At 52.5% G+C, this 23,890-nt stretch carries 22 protein-coding genes; 4 read left to right on the top strand and 18 right to left on the bottom strand.

The window, feature by feature from the left end; translation table 11 throughout:
- Nucleotide 1 precedes the first annotated feature (1 nt).
- From ACRDCA_RS01350 to ACRDCA_RS01320, 7 genes are all read right to left on the bottom strand, one after another.
- Complete coding sequence (locus ACRDCA_RS01350) at nt 2-1,027, bottom strand: ABC transporter permease (protein WP_438687972.1); 1,026 nt, start codon at nt 1,025-1,027, stop codon at nt 2-4.
- Entirely contained in the window at nt 1,024-2,118 is a 1,095-nt protein-coding gene (locus ACRDCA_RS01345) for a microcin C ABC transporter permease YejB (protein WP_438687971.1), read from the bottom strand. The genes ACRDCA_RS01350 and ACRDCA_RS01345 overlap by 4 nt, the downstream gene beginning before the upstream one ends.
- An 11-nt stretch (nt 2,119-2,129) precedes the next feature.
- On the bottom strand, nt 2,130-3,938 hold the full coding sequence (locus tag ACRDCA_RS01340; RefSeq protein WP_438687970.1) for an extracellular solute-binding protein: 1,809 nt from the start codon (nt 3,936-3,938) through the stop codon (nt 2,130-2,132).
- A gap of 89 nt (nt 3,939-4,027) precedes the next feature.
- Entirely contained in the window at nt 4,028-5,617 is a 1,590-nt protein-coding gene (locus ACRDCA_RS01335) for a cyclic di-GMP phosphodiesterase (protein WP_438687969.1), read from the bottom strand.
- Nucleotides 5,618-5,958: 341 nt separating this feature from the next.
- A complete protein-coding gene (gene mepS, locus ACRDCA_RS01330) occupies nt 5,959-6,540 on the bottom strand; it encodes a bifunctional murein DD-endopeptidase/murein LD-carboxypeptidase (protein ID WP_414825304.1) in 582 nt (193 codons plus the stop codon).
- Nucleotides 6,541-6,949: 409 nt separating this feature from the next.
- Entirely contained in the window at nt 6,950-7,660 is a 711-nt protein-coding gene (locus ACRDCA_RS01325; RefSeq protein WP_438687968.1) for a phosphatase PAP2 family protein, read from the bottom strand.
- Between the two features lie 45 nt (nt 7,661-7,705).
- The gene (locus tag ACRDCA_RS01320) at nt 7,706-8,680 is read right to left on the bottom strand and encodes a CobW family GTP-binding protein (protein WP_438687967.1); all 975 of its coding nucleotides are present in this window, start codon (nt 8,678-8,680) and stop codon (nt 7,706-7,708) included.
- 290 nt (nt 8,681-8,970) lie between these two features.
- Between ACRDCA_RS01320 and ACRDCA_RS01315 the strand changes: the two genes are divergently transcribed.
- Nucleotides 8,971-9,279 (top strand): type 1 fimbrial protein, encoded by a 309-nt coding sequence (locus ACRDCA_RS01315; RefSeq protein WP_438687966.1) that lies wholly within the window; start codon nt 8,971-8,973, stop codon nt 9,277-9,279.
- Nucleotides 9,280-9,585: 306 nt separating this feature from the next.
- Nucleotides 9,586-9,897, top strand: a complete 312-nt coding sequence (locus tag ACRDCA_RS01310; protein WP_438687965.1) for a type 1 fimbrial protein — start codon at nt 9,586-9,588, stop codon at nt 9,895-9,897.
- A 64-nt stretch (nt 9,898-9,961) separates the two neighbouring features.
- On the opposite strand, the gene ACRDCA_RS01305 is transcribed toward ACRDCA_RS01310, so the two are convergent.
- Entirely contained in the window at nt 9,962-11,443 is a 1,482-nt protein-coding gene (locus ACRDCA_RS01305; RefSeq protein ID WP_438687964.1) for a mannitol dehydrogenase family protein, read from the bottom strand.
- A gap of 340 nt (nt 11,444-11,783) precedes the next feature.
- On the opposite strand from ACRDCA_RS01305, the gene uxuA reads away from it, so the two are divergent.
- A complete protein-coding gene (gene uxuA / locus ACRDCA_RS01300; RefSeq protein WP_438687963.1) occupies nt 11,784-12,974 on the top strand; it encodes a mannonate dehydratase in 1,191 nt (396 codons plus the stop codon).
- Between the two features lie 39 nt (nt 12,975-13,013).
- Here uxuA and yeiP read toward each other — a convergent pair whose 3' ends face one another.
- From yeiP to ACRDCA_RS01270, 6 genes are all read right to left on the bottom strand, one after another.
- A complete protein-coding gene (gene yeiP, locus ACRDCA_RS01295; RefSeq protein ID WP_021805861.1) occupies nt 13,014-13,586 on the bottom strand; it encodes an elongation factor P-like protein YeiP in 573 nt (190 codons plus the stop codon).
- A 187-nt stretch (nt 13,587-13,773) separates the two neighbouring features.
- Nucleotides 13,774-15,018, bottom strand: coding sequence for a tryptophan permease (gene mtr, locus ACRDCA_RS01290; protein WP_438687962.1), 1,245 nt, complete (start codon nt 15,016-15,018; stop codon nt 13,774-13,776).
- Nucleotides 15,019-15,401: 383 nt separating this feature from the next.
- Nucleotides 15,402-15,695 carry a DUF1240 domain-containing protein gene (locus ACRDCA_RS01285; protein WP_438688001.1) on the bottom strand — a complete coding sequence of 98 codons (294 nt, stop codon included), beginning with the start codon at nt 15,693-15,695 and terminating at the stop codon, nt 15,402-15,404.
- 192 nt (nt 15,696-15,887) lie between these two features.
- Nucleotides 15,888-16,367, bottom strand: coding sequence for an Hcp family type VI secretion system effector (locus tag ACRDCA_RS01280; protein ID WP_438687961.1), 480 nt, complete (start codon nt 16,365-16,367; stop codon nt 15,888-15,890).
- A gap of 26 nt (nt 16,368-16,393) precedes the next feature.
- Complete coding sequence (locus ACRDCA_RS01275; protein WP_438687960.1) at nt 16,394-16,789, bottom strand: DUF1240 domain-containing protein; 396 nt, start codon at nt 16,787-16,789, stop codon at nt 16,394-16,396.
- A gap of 2 nt (nt 16,790-16,791) precedes the next feature.
- Nucleotides 16,792-17,745, bottom strand: a complete 954-nt coding sequence (locus ACRDCA_RS01270; RefSeq protein WP_438687959.1) for a hypothetical protein — start codon at nt 17,743-17,745, stop codon at nt 16,792-16,794.
- A gap of 142 nt (nt 17,746-17,887) precedes the next feature.
- Here ACRDCA_RS01270 and ACRDCA_RS01265 point away from each other — a divergent pair, with 142 nt between their 5' ends.
- The gene (locus ACRDCA_RS01265) at nt 17,888-18,142 is read left to right on the top strand and encodes a YkgJ family cysteine cluster protein (RefSeq protein ID WP_438687958.1); all 255 of its coding nucleotides are present in this window, start codon (nt 17,888-17,890) and stop codon (nt 18,140-18,142) included.
- Here the strand turns inward: ACRDCA_RS01265 and setB are convergent.
- From setB to ACRDCA_RS01245, 4 genes are all read right to left on the bottom strand, one after another.
- Nucleotides 18,106-19,317: a sugar efflux transporter SetB gene (gene setB / locus ACRDCA_RS01260; protein WP_438687957.1), complete on the bottom strand. Its 1,212-nt coding sequence runs from the start codon at nt 19,315-19,317 to the stop codon at nt 18,106-18,108. The two genes, ACRDCA_RS01265 and setB, sit on opposite strands and share 37 nt — an antisense overlap.
- Before the next feature lie 161 nt (nt 19,318-19,478).
- Nucleotides 19,479-21,959: a trimethylamine-N-oxide reductase TorA gene (gene torA, locus ACRDCA_RS01255; protein WP_438687956.1), complete on the bottom strand. Its 2,481-nt coding sequence runs from the start codon at nt 21,957-21,959 to the stop codon at nt 19,479-19,481.
- A 12-nt stretch (nt 21,960-21,971) separates the two neighbouring features.
- Nucleotides 21,972-23,132, bottom strand: coding sequence for a NapC/NirT family cytochrome c (locus ACRDCA_RS01250; protein ID WP_438687955.1), 1,161 nt, complete (start codon nt 23,130-23,132; stop codon nt 21,972-21,974).
- 227 nt (nt 23,133-23,359) lie between these two features.
- Nucleotides 23,360-23,821, bottom strand: coding sequence for a nucleotide triphosphate diphosphatase NUDT15 (locus tag ACRDCA_RS01245; protein ID WP_438687954.1), 462 nt, complete (start codon nt 23,819-23,821; stop codon nt 23,360-23,362).
- Nucleotides 23,822-23,890 lie beyond the last annotated feature (69 nt).

Below are 23,890 nucleotides of genomic sequence, written 5' to 3'. Positions count from 1 at the left end.
ATTAATGCGCCTTGCTAGGGTCGAAGGCGTCGCGCACCGCTTCGCCGATAAAGATTAACAGTGAGAGCAATATCGCCAGCACCAGGAAAGCGGTGATACCCAGCCACGGCGCTTGCAGGTTGTTTTTACCCTGCAATAGCAGTTCGCCCAACGAAGGCGAACCGATCGGCAAGCCGAAGCCGAGGAAGTCCAGAGAGGTGAGGGTGGTGATCGAGCCACACAGAATAAACGGCAGGAAGGTCAGAGTAGCTACCATGGCGTTAGGCAGCATATGGCGATGCATAATTACCCGATCCGGTACGCCCATCGCTCTGGCCGCCCGAATGTAGTCGTAATTACGGGTACGCAGGAATTCGGCTCGTACCACGCCGACCAGGCTCATCCAGCCAAACAGGATGGTGATCCCCAGCAACCACCAGAAGTTGGGCTGGATGATGCTGGACAGCAGGATGATCAGGAACAGCGTCGGCATCCCCGACCAGACCTCGATCAGCCGTTGCCCCCAAAGATCGAAGCGGCCGCCGTAATAGCCCTGAGTTGCTCCCGCGCAGATACCAATCACGCTGGAACACAGCGTTAGCGCCAGCCCAAACAGCATCGAAATACGGAAACCGTACAGCACCCGGGCCAATACATCGCTGCCATTGCTGTCGGTACCAAGCCAGTTCTGGCGTGATGGCGGCGAGGGGAAGGGAACCTCGGTGGCAAAATTGATGGTGTTGTAGCTGAAACGGATCGGCGCCCAGACGGCCCAACCGTGTTGCTCAATCTGCTTGATGACAAAGGGATCCTGAAAATCGGTGGTAGTATGCAGTTCCCCGCCGAAGGTCGTTTCACTGTAGTTGATCATAAAAGGCACATACAGGCGGCCTTCATAGCGCACCAGCAACGGCCTGTCGTTGGCGATCAGGTTGGCGGCCAGGCTGAGCACAAAGGCCACCAGGAAAATCCACAGCGACCAGTAACCACGGCGGTTGCTGCGAAAACGTGCCCAGCGGGCCTGATTGATGGGGCTTAAGCGGCTCATTGACGGGCCTCGAAATCAATGCGCGGATCGACCAGGGTATAGGTGATATCGCTGAGGATATTCAGCAGCAGGCCGATCAGGGTAAATATGTAGAGTGTGCCGAACATCACTGGATAGTCGCGTTGCAGAGTGGCGTCGTAGCCCAGCAGCCCAAGGCCGTTGAGCGAGAACATCACTTCGATCAGCAGCGAACCGGTGAAAAACATGCTGATAAAGGTGGCTGGGAAACCGGCGATCACCAGCAGCATGGCGTTGCGGAACACGTGGCGGTAGAGAATTTTCTTCTCATCCAGCCCTTTGGCACGGGCGGTGACCACGTATTGTTTACGGATCTCATCCAGAAACGAGTTTTTGGTCAGCATGGTCAGGGTGGCAAAGCCACCGATCACCGTTGCCAGCACCGGTAGGGTAATGTGCCAGAGATAATCGGTGATTTTACCGTACCACGGCAGCGTGTCGAAGTTGCTGGACACCAGCCCGCGCAGCGGGAACCAGTCCAGATAGCTGCCACCGGCGAACAGCACAATCATCAGGATGGCGAACAGGAACGCCGGAATGGCATAGCCGATGATAATCAGCGTACTGCTCCAGGTATCAAAGGCGCTGCCGTTGTGAATGGCCTTGCGGATCCCCAGCGGGATTGACACCAGATAGATGATCAGCGTACTCCACAGCCCCAGAGTTGCGGAAACGGGCAGGCTCTGGCCGATCAGCTGCATTACCGAGGCACCACGGAACAGGCTGTCACCAAAATCGAGACGCATATAATTCCACAGCATGGTGAAATAGCGTTCGTGCAGCGGCTTGTCGAAACCGTAGCGCTTGGTGATCTCGGCGATCACCTCGGGATCCAGGCCGCGTGAGCCACGGTATTGGCCTTCGCCCACGTTGCCAGCGCCGGCTTTCATATGTCCTAGGCCTTCGCCTGCACCGCCGCCGCCAAACCCGCTGGTTTGCCCCATCTCAATGGTGGCAATGGCCTGATCGACCGGCCCGCCAGGGGCGATTTGCACGATGAAAAAGTTAATCGTGATGATTGCCCACAGCGTGGGGATCACCAGCAGTAATCTGCGGATCAGATAAGCGGCCACCTACAGGCTCCTTATTGCCGTTGCGCGGGCAAGCGTGCCGCTTTGTTGACGTCGAACCACCAGTTGTCGAACCCAATCGCATAGGCCGGGCGAACTGCTGGCGAAGAGAATTTGTCCCAATAGGCGTAACGGTCGTGATTGGAGTACCACATCGGCAGCATATACATGTTCCAGGTCAGCACCCGATCCAGCGCACGGCCAAGGGACAGTAATGCCTTTTCATCGCCTTGATGTTTCATGATCTGGGCGATCAACGCATCGACGGCCGGATCGCTGACGCCAGGGCTGTTGTAACTGGAGTCCAGGTATTCCGAGCCCCAGACAATCTGCAGATCGGCGCTGGGGAATGGCATGGCGGCATAGACTTTCGGCATCATATCAAAGTCGCGTTCGCGCATGCGGCGGGTGAATTGGCTGACGTCAATCTCACGGATTTGCATATCGATGCCCAACCGCTTCAGATTGTGCTGGAAGGGCAGCACATATTGGAAATTGCTGCCGCTCAACAGCATGAGTTCAAAGGTGAAGGGTTTACCGGTTTTGCTGTTGACCAACTGCTGGTTTTTCACTTCCCAGCCAGCCTGCTTCAGCAGTTCGGTAGCTTTCAGCAGGTTCGCCCGATCATTTCCGCTGCCGTCGGATGTCGGTGGCTGGTAGATTGAGGTGAATACTTCTGCTGGCACTTTTCCCTTGAGCGGTGCCAGCCAGGCCAGCTCTGCGGAGTCTGGGTAGCCGGTGGCCGCGTATTCGGTATTCTGGAAATAGCTGTTGGCGCGTTGGTAGGCATCGTAATACAGCGCCTTGTTCATCCAGTCGAAGTCGAAGGCCAGCGTAATGGCTTCCCGCACCCGGCGATCGGCGAAGATCGGCCGCTGGATATTGAACGCCAACCAGCGGGCATTCTGTGCTGCCTGATTGGTTTCATCCTGCTTGATGATAAAGTTGCGCGCGAAGTTACCGCCCTGATATTGGGTGGCCCAGCTTTTTGGTGAGCCTTCAATACGGAAATCGTAGGCTCCGGCCTTAAAGGCTTCCAGCGCCACTTTATCGTCCAGGTAATAGTCGTAACGCAACGTATCGAAGTTATAGCGGCCACGATTTACCGGCAGGTTGGCGGCCCAGTAGTCGCGTACGCGCTCATAGGTAATGTACTGACCTAAACGGTAACTGCCGACTTTATACGGGCCACTGCCGAGGGGGGGCGTACTCAGCGGCTCGTTGAGTTTGTGATCTTTCCAGAAGCTTTGCGGTAATACTCTGGTACTCAGCAGGCTGAGCATTTTTTCTTTGTCTGGCTCGGGCAGTTCAATCCGTACGGTCAGGCGGGAGATGGCTTTGACGCTCACCCCTTTGTAATAAGAACGGTATTGCGGCACCCCTTCGGTCATGAATTTATTGAAGGTGAAGGCCACATCGGCGGCGGTGATCGGGCTGCCATCCTGGAAGCGAGCGCGTGGATTGATATCCAGCTCCATCCAGCGCATATCTGCCGGGTAACGGGCCGATTCGGCAATCAGTGGATAGTAGCTGGAAGGCTCGTCGTCCGAACTGGTGAATAGCGTATCGTAGAGTTCCCCGGTTCTCTCACCCGGGACGCCGCGCGAGGCAAAACGGTTGAAGTTATCATAGGTGCCGATGGCTGCCAGCCGAACGTCGCCACCCTTGGGGGCCGCCGGGTTCACGTAATCAAAATGGCTAAAGTCGGTGGAGTATTTCGGCTCACCGAGCGTGGCGAAAGCGTAGCTTTCATTAAGGGTTTCGGCCTGCATGCTAAAACTGAGTGCCGAAAGCACCAAGGCAGCAAAAATGCGCACGGACATCTCTACGGTAAGCTCCTGCTGTGTGGTCAATTCATCCAGCCCGCAGCATACCATTTCAGGCTGGTGTTCTGAGTAAAGAAGTTTAAATATCAGGGATTAACTACGGCCTGATGATCAAAAACGGCGTTATTCTGGCAAAAGGCCACAAACTGCTCAATACCCAGTGGCTTACTGAAATAATAGCCCTGCATAAAATTAACGTCGCGTTCTTGCAGGAAACTCACCTGTTCGGCGGTTTCTACCCCTTCAGCCACGGTCTGCATTCGCAGTTTTTTAGCCAGTGAGATCACGGCATCCAGGACGGGAGCCGTCGCCGTATCCTGGCCGATAGTGTTGACAAAACCGCGGTCGATTTTCAGATAGTCCAGGGTAAAACGTTGCAGATAGATCAGGGCGCTGTGGCCGGTACCAAAGTCATCCACTGCGATTTCAACGCCCTGGCGGTGCAGCCAGTCAAACTCTTCCAGGGCGTTTTGTTCTTCCACCATGCCGCGCTCGGTGATTTCAAACACCACCATGAAATGGTCGGTCGGCATGTTCGCCAGCAGCTCGGTGATATCGTCATGGAACGAGGGCGCATGAAGGTGAGAAGGGGCGAGATTGATGCCCAGCTTGGCCCCCCGTGGCAGAGCTTGTGCCAACTGCGGGATATCCGCCACGATCAGGCGGAACAGGTGGCGGGTCAGTGCCACGATCAGCCCTTCGCTTTCGGCATAGGGAATAAACAGATCCGGTGGAATACGCCCCTCGCTTGGGTGCTGCCAGCGGATCAATGCCTCCAGGCCAGCGATGGTGGTGCTCGCGGTGTGAAACACCGGTTGGTATTCAATAAAGAACTCATTGCGCTTGATGCCCCTGATCAGGGCCCGTTCGGGACTTTGGCGCAGTATCTGCATGTAGTAATACAGTGCGCCGACCATCAGGGATAGCACCAGGCTGCCCAGCACGGTCAAGCGTACATCGTTAGCCGTTAGTGACTGGTAATAGAAGCTCAAGCTTAACGGATAGTTCGGGATCTGCAGGTGGCTGGCGTATTTTTCAGGTAACTGTGCCGCCGGTGTCAGATTCGGGCCGAAGGTGGTTGCAGCATGATCGCCGATCACGATGGCAAATCCGGGAGCATTACTATCGCGAGAATTGAGCAGCAAGAAGGGGGCCAGGGTGAGATCCAACGTGGCCAATACCCCAGTATTGTTTGCTCCTGGATGGCGTAGCCACACGGCCACCGCCGGCCTTTCCGGTACCATCGGCGTACCTTGTTGCAAGTCCATGTCCAGCGGCTTGTGCCAGTCGATGTCGGGGTACAGTTGGGATGTCCCCAGCATCATATTACCGGTCGCCGAAGAGCAGTAGGCAAAGTTATCCTTCACCAGCACGAAGGTGCGTACGCCGGTGGCAAAGGCGGCACGGTAGCTCAGATCGGCGAGCGCTTTATCGCAAGGCTGATTGGTGAGCGGCATGATCTGCTGCATGACTTCTTGCAGATGGTCGAGATAATTAACGGCAAATTTTTGTGTGCGGGCTTCAAGTAAACGCTGGTATTGAGAACGTTGATGATCGATGAGAAATAGTGTTACAGAGGTAAAAATGATGAAGAAAGACACGGCCACCATAATACTTTTCGTCAGGCTACGGCGTGTGTTGGCCGCGTGGCGTGCGAATGCTCCCTTCAATCCCATAACATGCCCCCTGAGCACAGCGTAAAAATATTCTTGTTATAGTGTGGGTTAATAATATATCCCACCGATCCTGCCTGCGTCATTATTCGTCCGGCTTGAACCAAGGGTTGGCTGTTTAGACACAGCGTAAATAGCGCGTGACGAAATGGAATGTCACTTGACGATAATAGGCTATTTTTTCAGCCACTGCGTGGTTCCTTGCCCTGTGACGAACGAAAATAGCGGTATATGCCTGTTTCTCGCGACGCTGACTACATGACCGCGAAAAAAAACGCTGCCCTGGGGCAGCGTTTCTCGTCTCGTTGGTTTGGCTTTCAGGACCAGATTCAGATACTACACCGTTAGCTGGAACTCTTGCCCAGTAACCGGCGGCCTTCACGATAACGTTTATCCCAATAGTTATCCGAAAGGCTGGAGATTGTCACGCCACTGCTGGTAGAGGCATGCACGAATTTGTCGTTACCCAGATAGATGCCGACGTGGCGACCGGTAGAGCCGGCGCGGAACAGCACTAAATCACCCGGGCGCAGTTTAGCGCGCTGGATTTGCTTGCCCATATCTTCTTGCTGATAGGTTGAGCGGGGCAGATCCATACCAAACTGTTCGCGGAAGGTACGCTGTACAAACGCAGAGCAATCAATACCACGTTTGCTTTCACCACCTAAACGATAGCGAACGCCTTTCCAATCAGCATACTGGTCCATAATCTTTGACTTGACGTCAACGTTACGTACCATCGCTTCGAATTCATCCTGAGAGGCTTGCAGTAAAAGACCGTTTTTGTCATTAACTGCATGCATCTCAGTTTGTGATCTATCTAACTTCGAAGTGTTTGTTGAGCTACAGGCGGAAAGCACCAGGGCTGCCGCAATTGCAGGTAATACCCGCAAAAAATATCTCAGAAAAGGTTGAGATTTGACCATTGTAATTGTTTTCCCTTGAAGTCCTTAACGACGCAAGTCGTTATCTGAAAAATACCAAACGGAACGAGACTAGTTGGCACCGGCAGGAAGGACAATCAGTTAGCATCAGAAATGTGCAGGAACGCACAGTTTTCGGAATTTTACCAATGAGCCAAGCTAAACCAGGCACAAACGCATCCGAGAGTACCGGAATGAGGTGAGGATTGCGAGCCTTTTTCCGACATTCTTTATATGAAATTGTGATGTAACATAATGTAAATCTTCATATAAAAAAACGCGATTTGCCGATTATGTTGGATTGGCGTTAATTAATGGGGTAGGCATGTTAACGGTATGGTTGTTGAGTAAACAGATTGCGGGAATTTAATAACCGGGGAGCGCTCGGCCTCCCGGTTATCATAATCAACACTTATGGCTGCGTTGGCCGATAGTTGCCGGGTAATCGGCAGTTCAACCAGCGGATAACGATGTCGCTGGCGGGCGTCATCAACCACCAACTGGTGCCAACCAGCACCACCGACAGCGAACCGACCGCGATATCGGTAAACCAATGTGCGCCGATCATGATGCGTGGCAGGCAGAAGACCACGGTAATCAGCAACGCGATGGCAAACGCCGTGCGGTTAAAGTAGCGCAGCATAAAGCAGGAGAAAATCATCAACATCATGCCATGATCGCCAGGGAAGCTGTCGCTGGAAGCGTCTTTGGTGGGGATGCCGGTCAGTTCGCTGACCCGATTGATATGCTCAAAGGTCAGGGTGGGGCTGGCATTTTTCACCGGCAGCAGATGGCCAAACTGGTTGAGCACCACCCCGGTTAACAACATCACGACGCCAGTGATGATCAGGCGGCGGCGGCCGAAGGCATCTTGCTTTAGGTAAAAGTAAAGATACAGCAATCCCATGGCGAGCAGCGAAATAACATCAAAGATGCGATTGTTGGTGATCGCCACCATTTTCAGAAACCAGGCATCGCTGGCCAGATGTTGGTTGAAGAAGAAAAAGATTGCTGAGTCAATCTTGAACCAGAACCCGTGATCCTTGGGTAAATACCAGGAAAAAAACAGTGCGATGCCCAAGACATTGAGCATGAGGATGAAGGGTAAATTACGGCGTGTCATGGCTAACCTGTAATAATTAAAAAAACAATACCAACGGTAAAAGCATCAACTTAAACGAACGTTAAACAAAGCCGATTGCAACGCATTCCAGTCGGCTTCGCCGCTGTGGATCAGTTCGATACGGCTGTCGAGGGGGGCGGTGGGGCGAGTTTCGATGCTGAGGTCTTGCCCTTGGCGATTGATCAACAGACTGCCTTCAGCAATGCGCACTACCGCTTTGGCCCGCTCAACCGGTGCCAACCGGATCCACTCCATCATGCCGACGGTATCAAAGACCGTTTCCCCATCAAAAATCCAGCCGCAACTGGTAAATCCCTGGCCTTGATTCAGGGCTCGGCGCCAGCGGGAGTTTTCCGGCAGCCGCAGCGCGGCCAAACCCCGAGTCTTGGCGTGACTATGATGATGCTGTGCGTCAGGTAATTCTGTGCAATTGGTGCGTGGCCGATCCAACAGCTTGATATCCATGCGCCCTTGCTCAATGGAAAAGACCGGCCGCTGGTGGCCATGCTGTGTTTGCCAGGCTTCCAGCGCCTGCTCATCTTGTGGCTGCCAGGTATCCATTTTATTGGCGATGATGATGTCTGCTGCGGCCAGCTGATCGCGGAAATTTTCATTTTCAGTGTAGCGAGGCTCACCGAGTTGGCGCGGATCAAGTACGCAGACCGTGGCCTGTAAATCGATCCACCCGCCATAGGTTTCCTGGGTCAATAACGCCAGGATCTGTTTGGGATGACCTAAACCGGTGGGTTCAATCAACAGCCGGTCGGGTTTGGCCTGTTGCAGCAACATATTCAAGCCAATTTGCATCGGTAGCCCGTTAACGCAGCACATGCAGCCCCCGGGGATCTCTTTTAACACCGCGCCGCTGTCGGCCAGCAGGGCACCGTCGATACCAATCTCGCCAAACTCGTTGACCAGCACGGCCCAACGTTCATTTTCCGGTTTATTCGCCAGCAGATGCCGGATGGTGGTGGTTTTTCCGCTACCCAGAAAACCGGTGATCAGATTGGTTTTGGTCATTTTATATCCCCACTAATATTGTGTTTAATTTTTTGATAATTAATGATTATTTATCTGCCTGCTGGCGAATTTTTTGGGCATAAAAGTGCCCATTTTTAATGCTTTTATTTTGTGTTCGCATTAAGACTTTTCCCATCAATAACCAGAGGTTAGCAATATCAATTGTACCGTACCGTATTGTTTCCACGGCCTTAATACGCCGATTAGCCCTAAAAAAAACTCCCTATCCTTGCGATTATTCCTAAGAAAATGACCTATGTTTAAGTTGGCTTAACAAAAGTGAGGTTGCCATGAATAGCTTACGGTTATTTTTGATCGCAGGAGCGTTGTTTTCATGGATGGCAGCAAGTCATGCGGGTTCCACAGGTGGCGTTATCAACTTTGTGGGTGCCATTGTCGAAGGTCCTTGTACGGTAAATGTTAGTAACTCAACGGCGAATACCCAATGTTATCGTAACGGACAAAACTATACGGGCACGCAAAGGTTGGCAAGTTTTGATGCCAGCAGTAAAGAACTTCCGCTGAATATCGGTACCACCGAAATGAAGTGGGTAGATCAGCAGAAAAAACTCGCAATTATGACAGTAGTCTATCGTTAAGTCGCAAGGTCATGCCGAGTGGGGCTCGGCATGACATCTCCCAGATCTTGACCTCGGTTTGCCACTCTGCCGCCACACCTTTCACTGTTAAGCGTTTGACCAGGATTACGCATCGTAAGCCGTTGTCGGGTTTTTAAATTGAGACTTTTCTGACTTGAAATCCGATTTTTGCGGCAATAAATTATGCGTCGCCGAAGAGGGTGTTTCTATATAACTCAATGATTAATAAATAAAACCTCTCTACCTTGCGCTTAATCCAATAACTTTTTACGGGTTTAAATTGGCTTAATAACAAGTGAGGTGACCATGAAAAGCTTACGGTTGTTTTTGATCGCAGGAATGTTGTTTTCATGGCTGGCTACAGGCGTGGCCAATGCGGATACCGGGGGCGTGATCCACTTCTACGGTTCAATTGTGGAAGGCCCTTGCTCGGTGGAAGTTGCCGATTCAACGGCGAAAACACAATGTTATCGCGACGGGAAGAACCACACCAGCCAGCAATCGTTGGCGAACTGGGATGGGAGCAGCAAAGAACTGCCAAGAAAGCTGGGTAAGAGCGAAATCAAATGGCTCGACCAGGAGAAAAAACTGGGTATTTTAACCCTGGAATACCGTTAATCCATTTACCCGCGTCTTTCAGACCGTCATGCCCGAGACGTTTTGGCATGACGGTCTCTACCGATTAGCCTAACTGAGTGCTAACCCAATCCTTTACCGTCTGGCAAGCTCCCCGATCGCGCAATGACAGATAGGCCCGTGTGAGCTCCGCCACAAAGGCTGCATCTGCTGGTAACTGCTCGCCAAATACGCTTTTCAACGCCAGCAAGGCAGCCACGCGGGGTTCACCATCTTGTGAGCTGCTGACAGCCTGCTGCAACGTGGCCAGCATCGGATCACGGATATCAATCGGTTGCCCGGCATCATCTATCCCGCCGACATAACGCATCCAGCCTGCTACACCCAGTGTCAGCCCCGCATGGCTGCCACCCTGTTGCCGATGCCAGCGGATCGACTCCAGCAGGCGCTGAGGCAGCTTCTGCGTGCCATCCATGGCAATCTGCCAGGTGCGGTGTTGCAGCGCAGGGTTGCTGAAACGTTCGATCAACTGCTCGGCGTAGGCAGCCAGATCTATACCTGCGACCTGCAGCGTTGGAGCCTGTTCGTTGAGCATCAAATAGCGTGCAGCGCGACGATAATTCTCATCGGCCATGCAGTCAAAAATGTACTGATAACCGGCCAGATAGCCGAGATAGGCCAGGAAAGAGTGGCTGCCATTGAGCATTCGCAGTTTCATTTGTTCGAACGGCAGAACATCGTCCACCAGTTGTACGCCGACATCTTCCCATTGTGGGCGGCCAGCGACAAAATTGTCTTCCACCACCCATTGAATAAAGGGTTCACAGGCGATGGCGCATTCATCACGCACCTCTCCCAGAGCGGTGGCAATCTCATCCAACGTTTCTGGCGTGGCGGCCGGAACGATGCGATCGACCATGGTACAGGGGAAGGTGACTTGCTGAGCGATCCACGCGGCCAGTTGTGGATCGCGTGCTTTGGCCAGCCCGGTCACCGCATTGCGCACCACGTGGCCGTTCTCAGGAATGTTATCGCAGGACAATACGCTAAAGGGGGGCAGGTTGCGCTCGCGGCGGCGGAACAGCGCTTCCACCAGGATCCCCGGTACCGTGGTGGGTTGGGTCGGGTTAGCCAGATCGGCTTTGATCGCATCTTGTTGCAGATCCAATTGTCCGCTGCCAGGTTCGATGCAGTAACCTTTCTCCGTAATGGTCATTGAGACGATCGCCACCTGCGGTTCGGCCAGCTTCTCCAACACGGCGTCGATGCCTTCCAGTTTACGATGCACGCTCTCGTGAACGGCTCCCACCACGATAGCCTGATTACCCGCCGCCCCCTTTTCCAACACGGTGTAGAGATGATCCTGGGCACGCAGGGTTTGGAACAGCTTATCGCCACCGAACAGGCTGATCTCGCAAATCCCCCAATCGCCACCGTTACGGTTGAGCACTCGGTCGGTCAGCAATGCCTGGTGTGCGCGGTGAAAAGCACCAAACCCCAGGTGAACGATGCGGCTGCGCAGGCTCTGGCGATCGTATTGGGGCAGCTGTGTCTTGGCGGGTAACGGTGTGTTGGCGATAGTTTTCATTAAAGGCTCCGTGACGAGAACAAGGTTTGGTTGCTAGCTTGCTTAAAGCTATCAGACCAGTTGGCGCAGGTGAATGCCCGGTTCTCGCATGTCTGTTAACCACCGCCTGGGTAGGGCGGTAGAGAGGTGAATAAAATTGGTCAGTCCAAAATAGGCCAGGATCGTGAGTTGGATCAATCAATCGACGTTTCTGTTTTGACAGCATGCCGCTAATCAGTAAGGTTAAAGGTGAATGATATCTACTGCAATGTGGTATAACAGGATTGATTTGATTTTGCGATCTACCTCACCACCGATGCATCTTCAACGATGAAAGAGCGACTTTTACAAGGATAAATCAATGGAACAAACATGGCGTTGGTATGGGCCGAACGATCCGGTTTCGCTGGATGATGTCCGTCAGGCAGGAGCTACTGGAGTAGTGACTGCGTTGCACCATATCCCTAATGGTGAAGTGTGGCCGGTTGAACAGATCAAGGCGCGTCAGGCTCTGTTGGCGGAGAAAGGGCTGGTGTGGTCGGTAGTGGAAAGTATCCCGGTGCATGAGGAAATTAAAACCCATAGCGGCAACTATCAACGCCATATCGCCAACTATCAGCAATCGCTGCGCAACCTGGCGGCTTGCGGCATTGATACCGTTTGCTACAACTTTATGCCGATCCTCGACTGGACGCGCACCGATCTGGAATACCTCCTGCCGGATGGCTCCAAAGCATTACGCTTTGATCAGATTGCCTTTGCGGCTTTCGATTTGCATATCCTGTGCCGCAACGGGGCGCAAAAAGATTATACCGCTGAAGAACAGGCACAGGCGCAAAGCTACTTTACAGCCATGAGCGCAGCGGATATTGCCAAACTGACTGGCAACATCATTGCGGGGCTGCCAGGGGCGGAAGAGGGCTACACGCTCGATCAGTTCCGTGCCCGGCTGGCGGAGTACGATCATATCAATAAGGCACAACTGCGTGAGAATATGGCCGTCTTCCTGCGCGCTATCGTACCGGTAGCAGAAGAGGTGGGAGTCAGGTTGGCGGTGCATCCAGATGATCCTCCTCGCCCGATCCTTGGTCTGCCGCGCATTGTTTCCACCATCGAAGATATGCAGTGGCTGAAAGAGACGGTAGACAGCATCTATAACGGTTTCACCATGTGTACCGGTTCTTACGGCGTGCGTGCGGATAACGATCTGGTGCGGATGATTGAAACCTTCGGCGATCGCATTCACTTCACCCACCTGCGTGCCACCTGCCGTGAGGAAAATCCAAAAACCTTCCACGAAGGGGCGCATTTGCAAGGGGACGTGGATATGGTGGCGGTGGTCGAAGCGATCCTGACTGAAGAACAGCGGCGTCATAAGGCAGGCGATCTGCGGCCGATCCCGATGCGACCCGATCATGGGCACCAGATGCTGGACGATCTGAAAAAGAAAACCAATCCGGGCTATTCGGCCATCGGTCGTTTGAAAGGCTTGGCGGAGGTACGTGGGGTCGAGCTGGCGTTGAAGCGGCGGTTTTTCCCTGAGTTACTGTAGCAAAGCAGGGCGCAATCAGGTTGCGCCCCCTACCGTTGACTAGTCTGCGCGGCTCATATAGCGGCGTTCTGCAATATGAATGCGGATTTTGTCACCGCTGCTCAGATATTCAGGCACCAGAATAGTCAGGCCGGTCGCCATGGTGGCCGGTTTGTTACGCGCACTGGCAGAAGCGCCCTTGATGCCCGGTGCTGTTTCCACAATTTCCATATCCACGGTCTGCGGCAATTCCAACGCCAGTACCTGGCCATCCAGAGTCAGCACCTGCATACCCGGCAAGCCCGCTTCAGGGATGAACAGCAGCTCATCTTCGATCTGATCTTTCTTGAAGATATATGGGGTGTAGTCTTCATCGTCCATGAACACATATTCTTCGCCGTCAATATACGAGAAGTTGACCTTGCGGCGGGACAGGCTGATGGTGTCCAGAATATCATCACCTTTAAAACGCTCTTCGACCTTCAGCCCGGTGCGGACATCGGAGAAGCGCATTTTATACAGCGTGCTGGCACCACGGGCGCTTGGGCTCTGGACATCGATGTCCTTCACCAGCAGCAGTTTGCCGTTGTAATTGATCGCCATACCGCGCTTGATTTCGTTCGCTCTTGCCATTGCAATACCCTGTCAAAATAGATTTTAGGAAGTTGCGACAAGTTACTCGCGCCGTGCTTTTCAGGCAATAGCCACGCGTAAAAAGAGTGGGGAAAAGGGCGGCCATGGCCGCCCTGATACTGATGACATTGCCAAGCAGAGTAATGGCGTAGGGGCGCAGCATGCTGCGCTCGTGTAGATTTGGCGATTATTCAAACACTGGCAGCAGATCTAACAACGTCAGCACGTGGGCTACGGCGTTGATCGCGCCAAACAAGATGATGAACAGGATCATGCCTTGGCCGCCGGGAGCACGATAGCTCGCCTGTGGAAACCGGCGGCGGCTGGCTCGCGCCATCATGGCAGGGACGATCACCGCCCAAATGGTGGCAGCCAGGCCGGCAAAGCCGATGGCGTACAGAAAACCGTTCGGGAACAGTAACGCGGCTACGGTTGGCGGTACAAAGGTAACCAACGCCGATTTGGTACGGCCTGCCTGGTTATCCTTGAACTTGAAGAAGTCGGCGAGGAAATCGAACAGCCCCAGTGACACCCCCAGGAACGAACTGGCCAGCGCCATATAAGAGAAGGCGTTCAGCAGTTGGCCCACCGCATAGCTGCTGGAAACGTTACCCATCTGCTTGAGCAGGCTACCAATATTGCCCCCTTCGGCGATCACCTGTTTGAAGGCGTCACGGGCAATATTACCCTGGATCACATACTGCCACAGGATATAGATCGCCAATGCCAGCAGGGTGCCATACACCAGGCTGCGCACCACGGCACCGCTGTCTTTCTGATAATACTTCACCAGGCCCGGCACGTTGCCGTGATAGCCGAACGAGGTCAGCAGGTAAGGCAGTGCAGCTAGCGCATACGGCAGGTAGCTGGCGTCGTTATCGTTCAGGTTGAATAACACGGCAGGCTGTACGTGGGTAAACATATCGCCGACGGACAACACAAAGGTGATCACCATACCGCCAATCAGAATGGTGCTCAGGCGGTCTACGGCGCGGGTGGATAACCAGACGATAAAGGCCACGACGATGGCAAACACCAAACCGGACAGCGTTTGGTTGGCCCCGAAGACGCCTTCCAGCGTATGGGCAATGATCGAACCGCCCGCCGAGATATAGGCATAGGTCAGAATATAGAGGACGAAGGTGATCGACAGGCCGTTAAGGGTATTCCAGCCCTTGCCAAGCAGATCTTTGACCACGGTGTGGAAGCTGGCACCCGCCGGATAATTCATGGTGGCCTCAAGGATCATCAACCCGGAGATCAGCATACAGAACCAGGTATAAATCAGCAGCGCCACGGAGCCGCTGAACCACACGCCAGAAGTTACGATTGGGATGGAGAACATACCTGCACCTACGGCGGTGCCGGCAATGATCATCGCGCCACCGAGTACGGAAGGGCGGGTAAGCTTCTGGATGGTGTCCGCAGACATGATTGCTCCTGAATGGCCGTTGGCCTTGAGTTCTTTTGTACTAGCTCAATGGTACGTGCGTGATGTGTGCATGTAAAGCGAAGATTTTGCTGGGTTGGTGCAATATTCAGCGGTTAGGAGCGCTATTTGGCGGTTGTTCCCTTCGTCCCAATCCTCTCCCAAAGGCGAGGGAGCTGGTACGGCGCTGCCTTCAGGTGCAGGAGTTAATTTCATACACCAGCCAATACGATGCTACATTCGTCGCTGAAGTTAATCGGTATGCACATTCGGTTCCCTCTCCTTGTGGGAGAGGGTTAGGGTGAGGGGTGTCACTTTACCTGTTGTGATGTATTGCTTCGCGTAGACTTTGAGGTTGGTGGGAGTTAACAGCACCGCGATGCAGATTACTTGCAAAGGGATAAATCTTTCACATACGTTGTCGGCGACATCCAAGAAATTCTGTCACACGTTAAATAACCATCTTGCTTAAGTTTGTAGTTAACATACAGAGATACAGGCAGACTAATAACAATTGATGCCAACGCTAATCTAGTCAAGTTTGTAATAATAATCATATTATGCTTAGGCGATCGATTAAAAATAAAGGAAAAAATAGAGCCAGACATAGCATAAAGTATCAAGGGAGAACCAAATAAACACATAAACACTGAGGCTGAAAATGTTATTTCATCTTCCATCAAGACTAGTGATTTTATATAGCCATAAAACAACAATGTTCCGAATGAAAATACTATTAGTAGTATTGTTGCTAAAAATATTCCCCAGTATTTATTTATCATAATCTAGCTACCCAATCCATTGTGCGTTCTACGTGACCATGCGCCATTTTGATAAGTAACCACCAAGAAATCCAGCAGTTACTCACTAAATCAATAAACTTGCTCGTCCCAAATGCTATAACCCGAGGTGCCGGAAATATTATGCTGCCAATCAATGCTTTTATAAGACAATGAAATAATCTCGTAGGGTTGACCATCATTTTGTGTCAGCGCATTTGGGCAGTGTTGGGATATATCAGAGATATAAGCGTCCTTAAGCTTGATGGTATAAAATACCTCTAAAGCTCCAGACGGGTTGACACGATACATATACAATACAATTTGTAGTTTTTCATTGTTTGATATTGCCATGCCAAGCAAGGGTGATGACTTGTCAATCGGCTTGGTTATTCTGACTGGCTGGTGGGAGACATTTTGCATTCTGGATATATTATGATCGAAAGCAAGAATGTAAACTTGATCCTCATGTCCTTTTTGACATCTATTACCAATGGAGTCAAGAGTCGAGCAACCAGCGGAAATCAAGCCCTGTTTAATACCGTTGATACTTGCATAAATCAAATTAGCCATAAGTCCCTCTATATAGTAGATAAAATTTACTTACAAAGTGATAAGTTCGTAACATAAGTAGTTGGTGACTGCCATGATATTTTGTCACACGTTAAATAACCGGCATTCTTCAGCTTATAATCAACATAAAAAGAAATAGGTAAGCTGATAGCAAATGATAAGAACATTAGATAAACCAAATATCGAGTAATTCCTTTATCATATTTTGGGCGCTTATCAAAAGCAAAAAAATATATGCCACTGAGAATGGCGTAAAATATTACTGGGCTAGAGAGAAAAACAATAAGTATAGATGCGGAGAATGTGATTTCATCCTCCATAAATACTAATGATAAAACATAACGGCAGATTAGTAATGCTGCAAGTGAAAACAGTATTAATAGTATTATTGAAAGTGCTATTTTAGTGTATTTGTTATTCATTTTTATTTCCCTAGGCCATTTAGGATGAAATGAAAGTTAGCTTCGGGTGTTCTTGGTTTTACTCTGTTTTTTTCTTTTAATAATGCTATTAATTTTTCACTTATTCCATATTTTTTATCTATCGCATCTAAGATGATGACGGTGACTAATCCAACAACAAAAACGATCGCGGCAACAGCAATAATACTGCTGACAGCAAAAACAGTTGTAGTCAAAAATACGCCTGCAACAAAGGATGTAGCAGCAGCAATCGCTGTCTTGGCCATATCCACAGTTATATTTCCGATAAAGTCGGCCAAAGTATATTCATCTTTGAAAATACTTTCTAAAATGCGATATCCCACAGAGAAAAGGATACAAAAGCGTGCGCCTCTTACTATCCCTGTATTAATGCCTTGCTGCCCGATGCCCATCGCTAACATCTGCGGATGGTTGGCGGCATACCGCGTGCCAGTTATGGTTCGCCGAAGCCCGGCATAACCTGATATATGAATAAGGTTCACGCCATTTGCTCCTGTGAACAGCGTGGCCGTTATGCCTATTCTCTTAAACTCAATGATGACATCAAATAGCCCACGCGCATCATAGATATTGCCTGCATAAGTGGAGATAGGATCGGTAACCTTAAACACGGAAGATATGGCATTTCTCGGCTCAAAGCCTCTGGAAAATGCATCGCCACGGCTGGTACTTTGTTGCTCAAAGCCCCGAGCGAACGCTTCACCACGGCCCAGATCTGGGTTTCCAGGGCGGCGAGAGTCGATATCATCAATAATACCTTTTGCCTCAGCGATCGTGAGAACGACGTGGTATTGCGTATTATCGCTTAAGGCTTTCTCCAGCCCGATAGAATCAAGAAACTCATGCTGGGGTTTTAGCTGGTTGATCCCGACATTACCCTTCAGGAAGTCCCCCATGTAGCCTTCCCAACTCGGGTTGAAATTTTTATCTGACATGAAATCACTCCATTGATAGTTCTAAGTTTTCCGTTCCATGAAAAATAAACTCTAGCACCATTGGTAAGATTTGTGAATGAGTATAACTTAATGCGGCGTTCTGCTATTGTCTCGCCACATAATCAGCCCTAGAGAATCGTAGATGGACTGCCGTCCCGACTGTGGTGCCTGCTGTATCGCACCTTCGATTTCCAGCTCGATCCCGGGTATGCCTAACGGCAAACCGGCTAATACCCGCTGTATTCATCTGGACCAGCAATTGCGCTGTGGGTTGTTTAATTCGCCGCTACGCCCTAAAGTCTGCGGCAGCCTCCAGGCCAGCCGTGAGATGTGTCATGACCGCCGTGACGAGGCGCTGATCTATCTGGCCAAGCTGGAGGCGGATACCGCGCCTTGAACGTCCTTTAGCCGCCACATGCACAGTACGGCACCCAGTACCATCGCCAGCGCGAAGTAAAATACCGCGTGATAACTCCACATCTCGGCCACGACCCCGGCGATCGAACCGGCAATAATCCAGCCAACGCGGGTGGTGTTGGTAAATAGCGTAGTGGCCGCACCGGCTTGCCCAGGCATCAGATCCTGGAAATAGAGCATACCAATCCCTGCCAGCACGCCGATAAACACTGCGTTCAGCAGTTGCAACGCAATCAACTGCCAGGTACCGCTAATAAACAGCAGCCCGGCATAAAACAGCACCCCGGCAATTACCGCACAACGCATCAGGAAACGCTTGCCAAAGCGTTGGGCAACCATCCCTGCCAGCAACATGGTCGGGATTTCCAGCCCGGCGGCGGTACCCATCAGTATCCCGGCCAGCTTTTCCGGCAGGTGCAGTTCCCGCACCATATACAGCGGCATATTGATCAAATACATGCTGTTGGCGGTCCACATCAAAGTACAGGCCATAAACAGCAATAAGGTATCGCGGCGGTTCTGACGTGGGGCTTCCAGCGTAGCCCCGCCGGAACTTTGCACTTTTGGCATGGAGGGCAACATCTTCCATACCAACGCTCCGCAAAGAATAAAGGCAGCGGCGGCAGCCAGGTACATCACCTTGAAACCAAACCCCAATGCCAGCGCAAAGGCGATCGGTGGGCCAATCACCCAGGCCAGGGAAACCTGAGCACGCAGGATAGAGCTGAACATCACCGTTTCCCGCCCGGTATGCTCGGCATGCTCCCGTGCCAGGGCAAACATCTGCGGGTTGGCGGTGGAGCCGAAGCTGCTCAACAGCACGCCGACGAACAGCAACAGGTAATAGTTACGGTTCCAGGCGAACAGCGCGCAGGCTAATGCGCCTAACATGCAACAGAGAAAGATCAGGGACTTGCGATCGCCCCGTTTATCTGAGCGGCTCGCGAGAAACTGGCTGACCAAAATGCCGATCACCGCGCTGCCGGTAAAGAACAACCCGACCATTGTTGGCCGCACGTTCACTTCGGTGGAAAGGAACAGACTCAGCGTGGGTGTCTGTAAGGCACCGGCAATCCCGGTGAGAAAAGCCACGACCAGAAATGCCAATGAAGTTAAATCGGGCAAGCGTCGCGTTGCCGCAGTTGAAGTACGCATAAGGGTGAATAACTAGCCAAAGAGAAAGGAGACGCGCGAATAATACGCTCGTTTAAAAAAAACAAAAACCGGTTTCAATCAAGGAAAGGGTAACTAGATTTTATCTTTTGGCAGGAAAAGCGCGGGGCGATGTCACCATCACCCCGCGGTGTGTCTGGCGGCTATGCGCCAGCAGGAACGTCGTGCGCGGTATTCTTCAGCACTTCGCCCTGATATTTCTCAATTTCCAATTGCGCCATCTGGCCGCAGTTGCCCTGTGCCAGACTGGAGGAGCCGATGTCGAAAGTCAGGCAGTTGACGTTGCCGTTCTTACAGATCGACCCCGGCGTTGCCGGATCGGCCGGATCGTACCAGGCACCTTCGCTGATCCGCACCGCACCTGGACGCACATCTTCACTGACAATGGCGCCCACCAGGATCTGCCCACGGTCGTTAAACGCCCGCACCAAATCGCCGTTGGTGATATTACGCGCTTTGGCATCCTCTGGATGGATCAAGATAGCCTCACGGTCCGCTACCGCGTATTTCTTACGCAGCGGCGTGTTGTCGAGCTGTGAGTGCAGGCGGTTGGTTGGGTGCGCGGTATTCAAGGACAGCGGATATTTGGCTGCCTCTGGGCCACGGTACCATTCATGTGGCGGCATCCAGGTTGGAATGCCTTTGCAATCCAGGTACTCCATCTTCGAGATGGCATCGGAATAGATTTCAATCTTGCCGGATGGAGTTCCCAACGGATTAAGCAGCGGGTTTTCACGATAATCGGCGAAACGGATCCACTGTTTGTTTTCCTGTGGGATCGGGAAGCGAATGTAGTTGTTCGATTCCCAGAACATGTCAAACGGCGGCAGGGCAACGCGTGCACCACGGGCCTGCAATTTCATGTCGTCGTACATGCCTTTCAGCCATTGGGTTTCGTCTTTGCCTTCGGTAAAGGCATCCAGCACGCCAATCTTGGCAGCCAGCGCAGCGAAGATATCGAAGTCGCTACGTGACTCATGCTGTGGCGGAACGCACTGGTGCATCGGGAAGACGTACAGTTGCGAATAGTCGCCGCCCATCTCCAGATCGTTACGTTCGTAACTGGTGGTGGCCGGCAGCACGATATCGGCATGCTTGGCGGTGGCCGTCCAGTACGGTTCGTTGACCACGATGGTTTCCGGCCGCTGCCAGGCTTTCACCAGATTATTGGTGTCCTGATGCTGGTGGAAGGTGTTACCACCGGCCACGTAGACCATCTTCACGTCTGGGTAGGTGACATCGGTCCCGTTAAAGTGAATGGTCTTGCCTGGATTGGTCAGACATTCGGCAATACGAGCTACCGGAATTGGCGTTGGCGAGTTCTTCGGCGCATTCCCGGCAGAGATACCGGAGAGGATGCCGCCTTTGGCCGTTGGGCTACCGCCGGAAGAGTAGTGATAGCTGAAGCCAAAGCCGCCGCCCGGCAGGCCGATCTGGCCCAGCATGGCCGCCACGGTCACCAGCAACCAGTGCTGCTGCTCACCGTGATGTTGACGCTGGATCCCCCAGCCGCCCATGATCATGGTGCGTTGTTTGGCCATATCGCGAGCTAACTGACGCAGCACCTCGGCGTCGACGCCGCTGATATCGGCAGCCCACTCGGCGGTTTTTGGCGTACCGTCGGTTTCACCCAGCAGATAGGCCTGGAACTTGTCAAAACCTACGGTATAGGTTTTCAGGAAGTCCGGGTTATGCAGCTTTTCGGTCAGCAGGGTATGGGCGATACCGATCAGCATCGCGCTGTCGGTGTACGGACGTGGAGCGATCCACTGTGCGCCAACATATTTGGCGCTGTCGTTGTGCACCGGATCGATACTGATGATACGGGTGCCTTTCTTCTTCAGCGCCTCAAAGCCGGTCTGGCCGACGTGGTCGGGGACGTTCCAGCTGTTTTTCAGCGTGATCATCGGGTTACAGCCCCACAGGATCACCAGTTGGCTGTTGTCGATCACGTTTGGCCAGGCGGTCTGCTGTTCGTAAACCTCCATTGAACCCATGACGTGTGACATGATCACCTGTGCGGCACCGGTAGAGTAGTCACCGGCATAGCCCAGGAAGCCACCGCTCAGATTCATCAGGCGTTGCAGCAGGGTACGGCTGTTGTGCAGCATGCCCACGCTTTTCCAGCCGTAAGAGCCCGCATAGATGGACTGCGGGCCGTGATCTTTCTGCAACCGCATGATTTCGTTACCGACCAGATCGATCGCTTTATCCCAGCTAACGCGCACCCATTCATCGTTGCCACGCAGTTCGGTGCGGCTGCCTGGGCCGCCTTCCAGCCAGCTTTTACGCACCATCGGGTATTTGATGCGGTTTTCCGCATGGACCTGATGGGGAGCCATGGTGATCAGATCGTTCGGGTAAGGATCGTCCTTGACTGGTTGCACACCGATCATCTTGCCATCTTGCACGATGGCTTCAAATGCGCCCCAGTGCGCGCCGGTCAGAATGCCTTTTTGCGCCTGACGTAATGCCACGAACTGCGGCAATGCCTGGCTGATGGCTTCCGCCAACGCCGATTTAGGCCACAGGCCTGCAAACAGTGGCACGGCAGCCAGGGCGCTGGCACCGGTCAGGAAACGACGGCGGCTCATGGCCAGTGGTTGTTGTTGATACTTGCTCATTTCGCTTCTCCCTTAATTCTTGGCCGGTGTGGCAGGTTGCATATCGCTGGCATGTTTCTGAACGTACTGTGTCAGAACGCGCAGTTGTTCCTGCGACAACGAGGTGCGAGGAGCCATACCTTTAATCACGCCGATCCACTGGTTGGCGTTGAAGCGATCAAGGGCAGTCAGACCGTGACAGCCGGTACAGTTGGCGGACATTATATCGGCGGTGTAACGCCAGATTTTCTGCTGGTCGTCGATCAGTTGCTTACGTGGCAACCAGACCTGCAGCGACACCTGATGCCAGACCAGGCCGGTTTCGGCATCGGTCATGGTGCTGGTGGTTTTCAGCAGTTTACGTGCGTCTTCGCCCAGCAATACGCTGAGGATACGTTTACCTTGCGCGGCGTAGAACACTTCGCTGACGCCATCTTGCTGCCAGCCGCTGACGTCGACCAGCACTTTGTCGCCTTCCTGTTTCACCACGTGCACTTCGGTTGAAGGCATCAGGTTACCGGCGTTGTGCGTCTCGTCGGCTTTCAGGAAGAACGGTTCGGTGGCGATGGTGAACAGCGTGGTCGCGGTTGGTGACGTTTCCGCCGCGGCTTTCGCCAGTTCGGCAGCACCGGCCTGTGCGGCACCGCTCATATCCGGCAGGATATGCGCTACACCTTTATGACAATCGATACAGGTTTCGCCCTGCTTGATAGCCACCGGGTGCTGAATACGCGCTTCAGGACGCTGGGCGGTGATATCCATGGCATCGAAGCTATGGCAAGAACGGCAAGTTGCCGAATCGTTTTCTTTCAGCGTCTTCCAGACCGATTGCGCCATGGCGAGCTTATGGGCTTCGTATTTTTCCGGGGTGTCGATCTTGCCGGTCATTTCGCCGTATATGTCTTTCACCGCGCGGATCTTGGTCCACAGGTAATCGAGCGGCTCATGAGGGACGTGGCAGTCGGCGCATTCGGCGCGGATACCTTTGGCGTTCTGGAAGTGGACACTGCCTTGATATTCGGCCAGCGGCTGTTGCATGGTGTGGCAGGAAACACAGAAGGCGGTATCACTGGTTTTATGGAAGACGGTTGCGGTCCCCGCCAGCAGTGCGGCACCGAGAATAATCCCAATAACCAAAATCCATAGCCATCCCCACCGGCGTCGCTTTTCAAAGCCAGTTTGTTTTTTGCTCATATTGAACCCACTTATAGTTATGAAATACCAAGGAAAATCTTGCCAAAAAAATTTCGACACCGGGCCGAATTATCCGAATAAGTATAGATATTTTCGCCAAATAAACCTAATACCTTAGGGGTATTTACAGTGAAAAATAGACCAATTGAGCAATAAAATAGCGTTATATCTTGATGTATATAGCGATATTTATTGACGGGCAGGGGAAAATAGCGGGAGGAATAACGTCAAAATACAGGCAGATAGACCTGTTGGCTGAGCCATAGGTGGATTGCCGCTCTGCTCGCTTCAAAATGGGGCTCCGGCAGATCGTTTGGGGAACACCAGCGCCATTCGGCACACTTTTCCGGCTCTTTTAATTCCGCTTCGCCTCCTGGATGCTGAACCAGCATACAGATCGACACCGTATGTTTTCCTTCTGCGCGCCAGGTTTGCAGATTGTTGCTGACGCCAATAAAGCTGGGCGTGGCAATCTGCAAGCCGGTTTCTTCGGCGATTTCGCGCTGGGCGCACTGTTCAAAGGTTTCCCCCGCGTCCAGATGGCCCCCGGGGATCGACCAGAAAGGGGCGTGGGTCCCGCAGCGTTTGCCCAGCAGGATCCGCCCTTGGGCATTAACGATAATGACTCCAATACCGGTTGCGACCATTTGGTTTTTCTCCTTCAGCTTGGTTTCAGCACAGTATGCCATTTTCCCCTGTTCGTAGGGGAAACAGCGAGAAAAGTGTGCGTAAGGTCAAAAAACTATCACGTCAAGATT

Origin of the sequence: Serratia sp. (in: enterobacteria) (genome assembly GCF_051654945.1) — a bacterium.
In the GTDB taxonomy this organism is placed as follows: domain Bacteria; phylum Pseudomonadota; class Gammaproteobacteria; order Enterobacterales; family Enterobacteriaceae; genus Chania.
Note: the sequence above shows the minus strand (reverse complement) of the source record. Positions and strands in the feature narration are given on the sequence as shown.

Bases quoted from the DNA above. Each gene is read 5' to 3' on its own strand.
- uxuA (WP_438687963.1), top strand. From the start codon at position 11,784: ATGGAACAAACATGGCGTTGGTATGGGCCGAACGATCCGGTTTCGCTG.
- ACRDCA_RS01280 (WP_438687961.1), bottom strand. From the start codon at position 16,367: ATGGCTAATTTGATTTATGCAAGTATCAACGGTATTAAACAGGGCTTG.
- mepS (WP_414825304.1), bottom strand. From the start codon at position 6,540: ATGGTCAAATCTCAACCTTTTCTGAGATATTTTTTGCGGGTATTACCT.
- ACRDCA_RS01325 (WP_438687968.1), bottom strand. From the start codon at position 7,660: ATGACACGCCGTAATTTACCCTTCATCCTCATGCTCAATGTCTTGGGC.
- ACRDCA_RS01320 (WP_438687967.1), bottom strand. From the start codon at position 8,680: ATGACCAAAACCAATCTGATCACCGGTTTTCTGGGTAGCGGAAAAACC.
- ACRDCA_RS01265 (WP_438687958.1), top strand. From the start codon at position 17,888: ATGGACTGCCGTCCCGACTGTGGTGCCTGCTGTATCGCACCTTCGATT.
- yeiP (WP_021805861.1), bottom strand. From the start codon at position 13,586: ATGGCAAGAGCGAACGAAATCAAGCGCGGTATGGCGATCAATTACAAC.
- ACRDCA_RS01340 (WP_438687970.1), bottom strand. From the start codon at position 3,938: ATGTCCGTGCGCATTTTTGCTGCCTTGGTGCTTTCGGCACTCAGTTTT.
- setB (WP_438687957.1), bottom strand. From the start codon at position 19,317: ATGCGTACTTCAACTGCGGCAACGCGACGCTTGCCCGATTTAACTTCA.
- ACRDCA_RS01305 (WP_438687964.1), bottom strand. From the start codon at position 11,443: ATGAAAACTATCGCCAACACACCGTTACCCGCCAAGACACAGCTGCCC.
- ACRDCA_RS01250 (WP_438687955.1), bottom strand. From the start codon at position 23,132: ATGAGCAAAAAACAAACTGGCTTTGAAAAGCGACGCCGGTGGGGATGG.
- ACRDCA_RS01270 (WP_438687959.1), bottom strand. From the start codon at position 17,745: ATGTCAGATAAAAATTTCAACCCGAGTTGGGAAGGCTACATGGGGGAC.
- torA (WP_438687956.1), bottom strand. From the start codon at position 21,959: ATGAGCAAGTATCAACAACAACCACTGGCCATGAGCCGCCGTCGTTTC.
- mtr (WP_438687962.1), bottom strand. From the start codon at position 15,018: ATGTCTGCGGACACCATCCAGAAGCTTACCCGCCCTTCCGTACTCGGT.
- ACRDCA_RS01315 (WP_438687966.1), top strand. From the start codon at position 8,971: ATGAATAGCTTACGGTTATTTTTGATCGCAGGAGCGTTGTTTTCATGG.
- ACRDCA_RS01245 (WP_438687954.1), bottom strand. From the start codon at position 23,821: ATGGCATACTGTGCTGAAACCAAGCTGAAGGAGAAAAACCAAATGGTC.
- ACRDCA_RS01350 (WP_438687972.1), bottom strand. From the start codon at position 1,027: ATGAGCCGCTTAAGCCCCATCAATCAGGCCCGCTGGGCACGTTTTCGC.
- ACRDCA_RS01275 (WP_438687960.1), bottom strand. From the start codon at position 16,789: ATGAATAACAAATACACTAAAATAGCACTTTCAATAATACTATTAATA.
- ACRDCA_RS01310 (WP_438687965.1), top strand. From the start codon at position 9,586: ATGAAAAGCTTACGGTTGTTTTTGATCGCAGGAATGTTGTTTTCATGG.
- ACRDCA_RS01335 (WP_438687969.1), bottom strand. From the start codon at position 5,617: ATGGGATTGAAGGGAGCATTCGCACGCCACGCGGCCAACACACGCCGT.
- ACRDCA_RS01285 (WP_438688001.1), bottom strand. From the start codon at position 15,695: ATGGAAGATGAAATAACATTTTCAGCCTCAGTGTTTATGTGTTTATTT.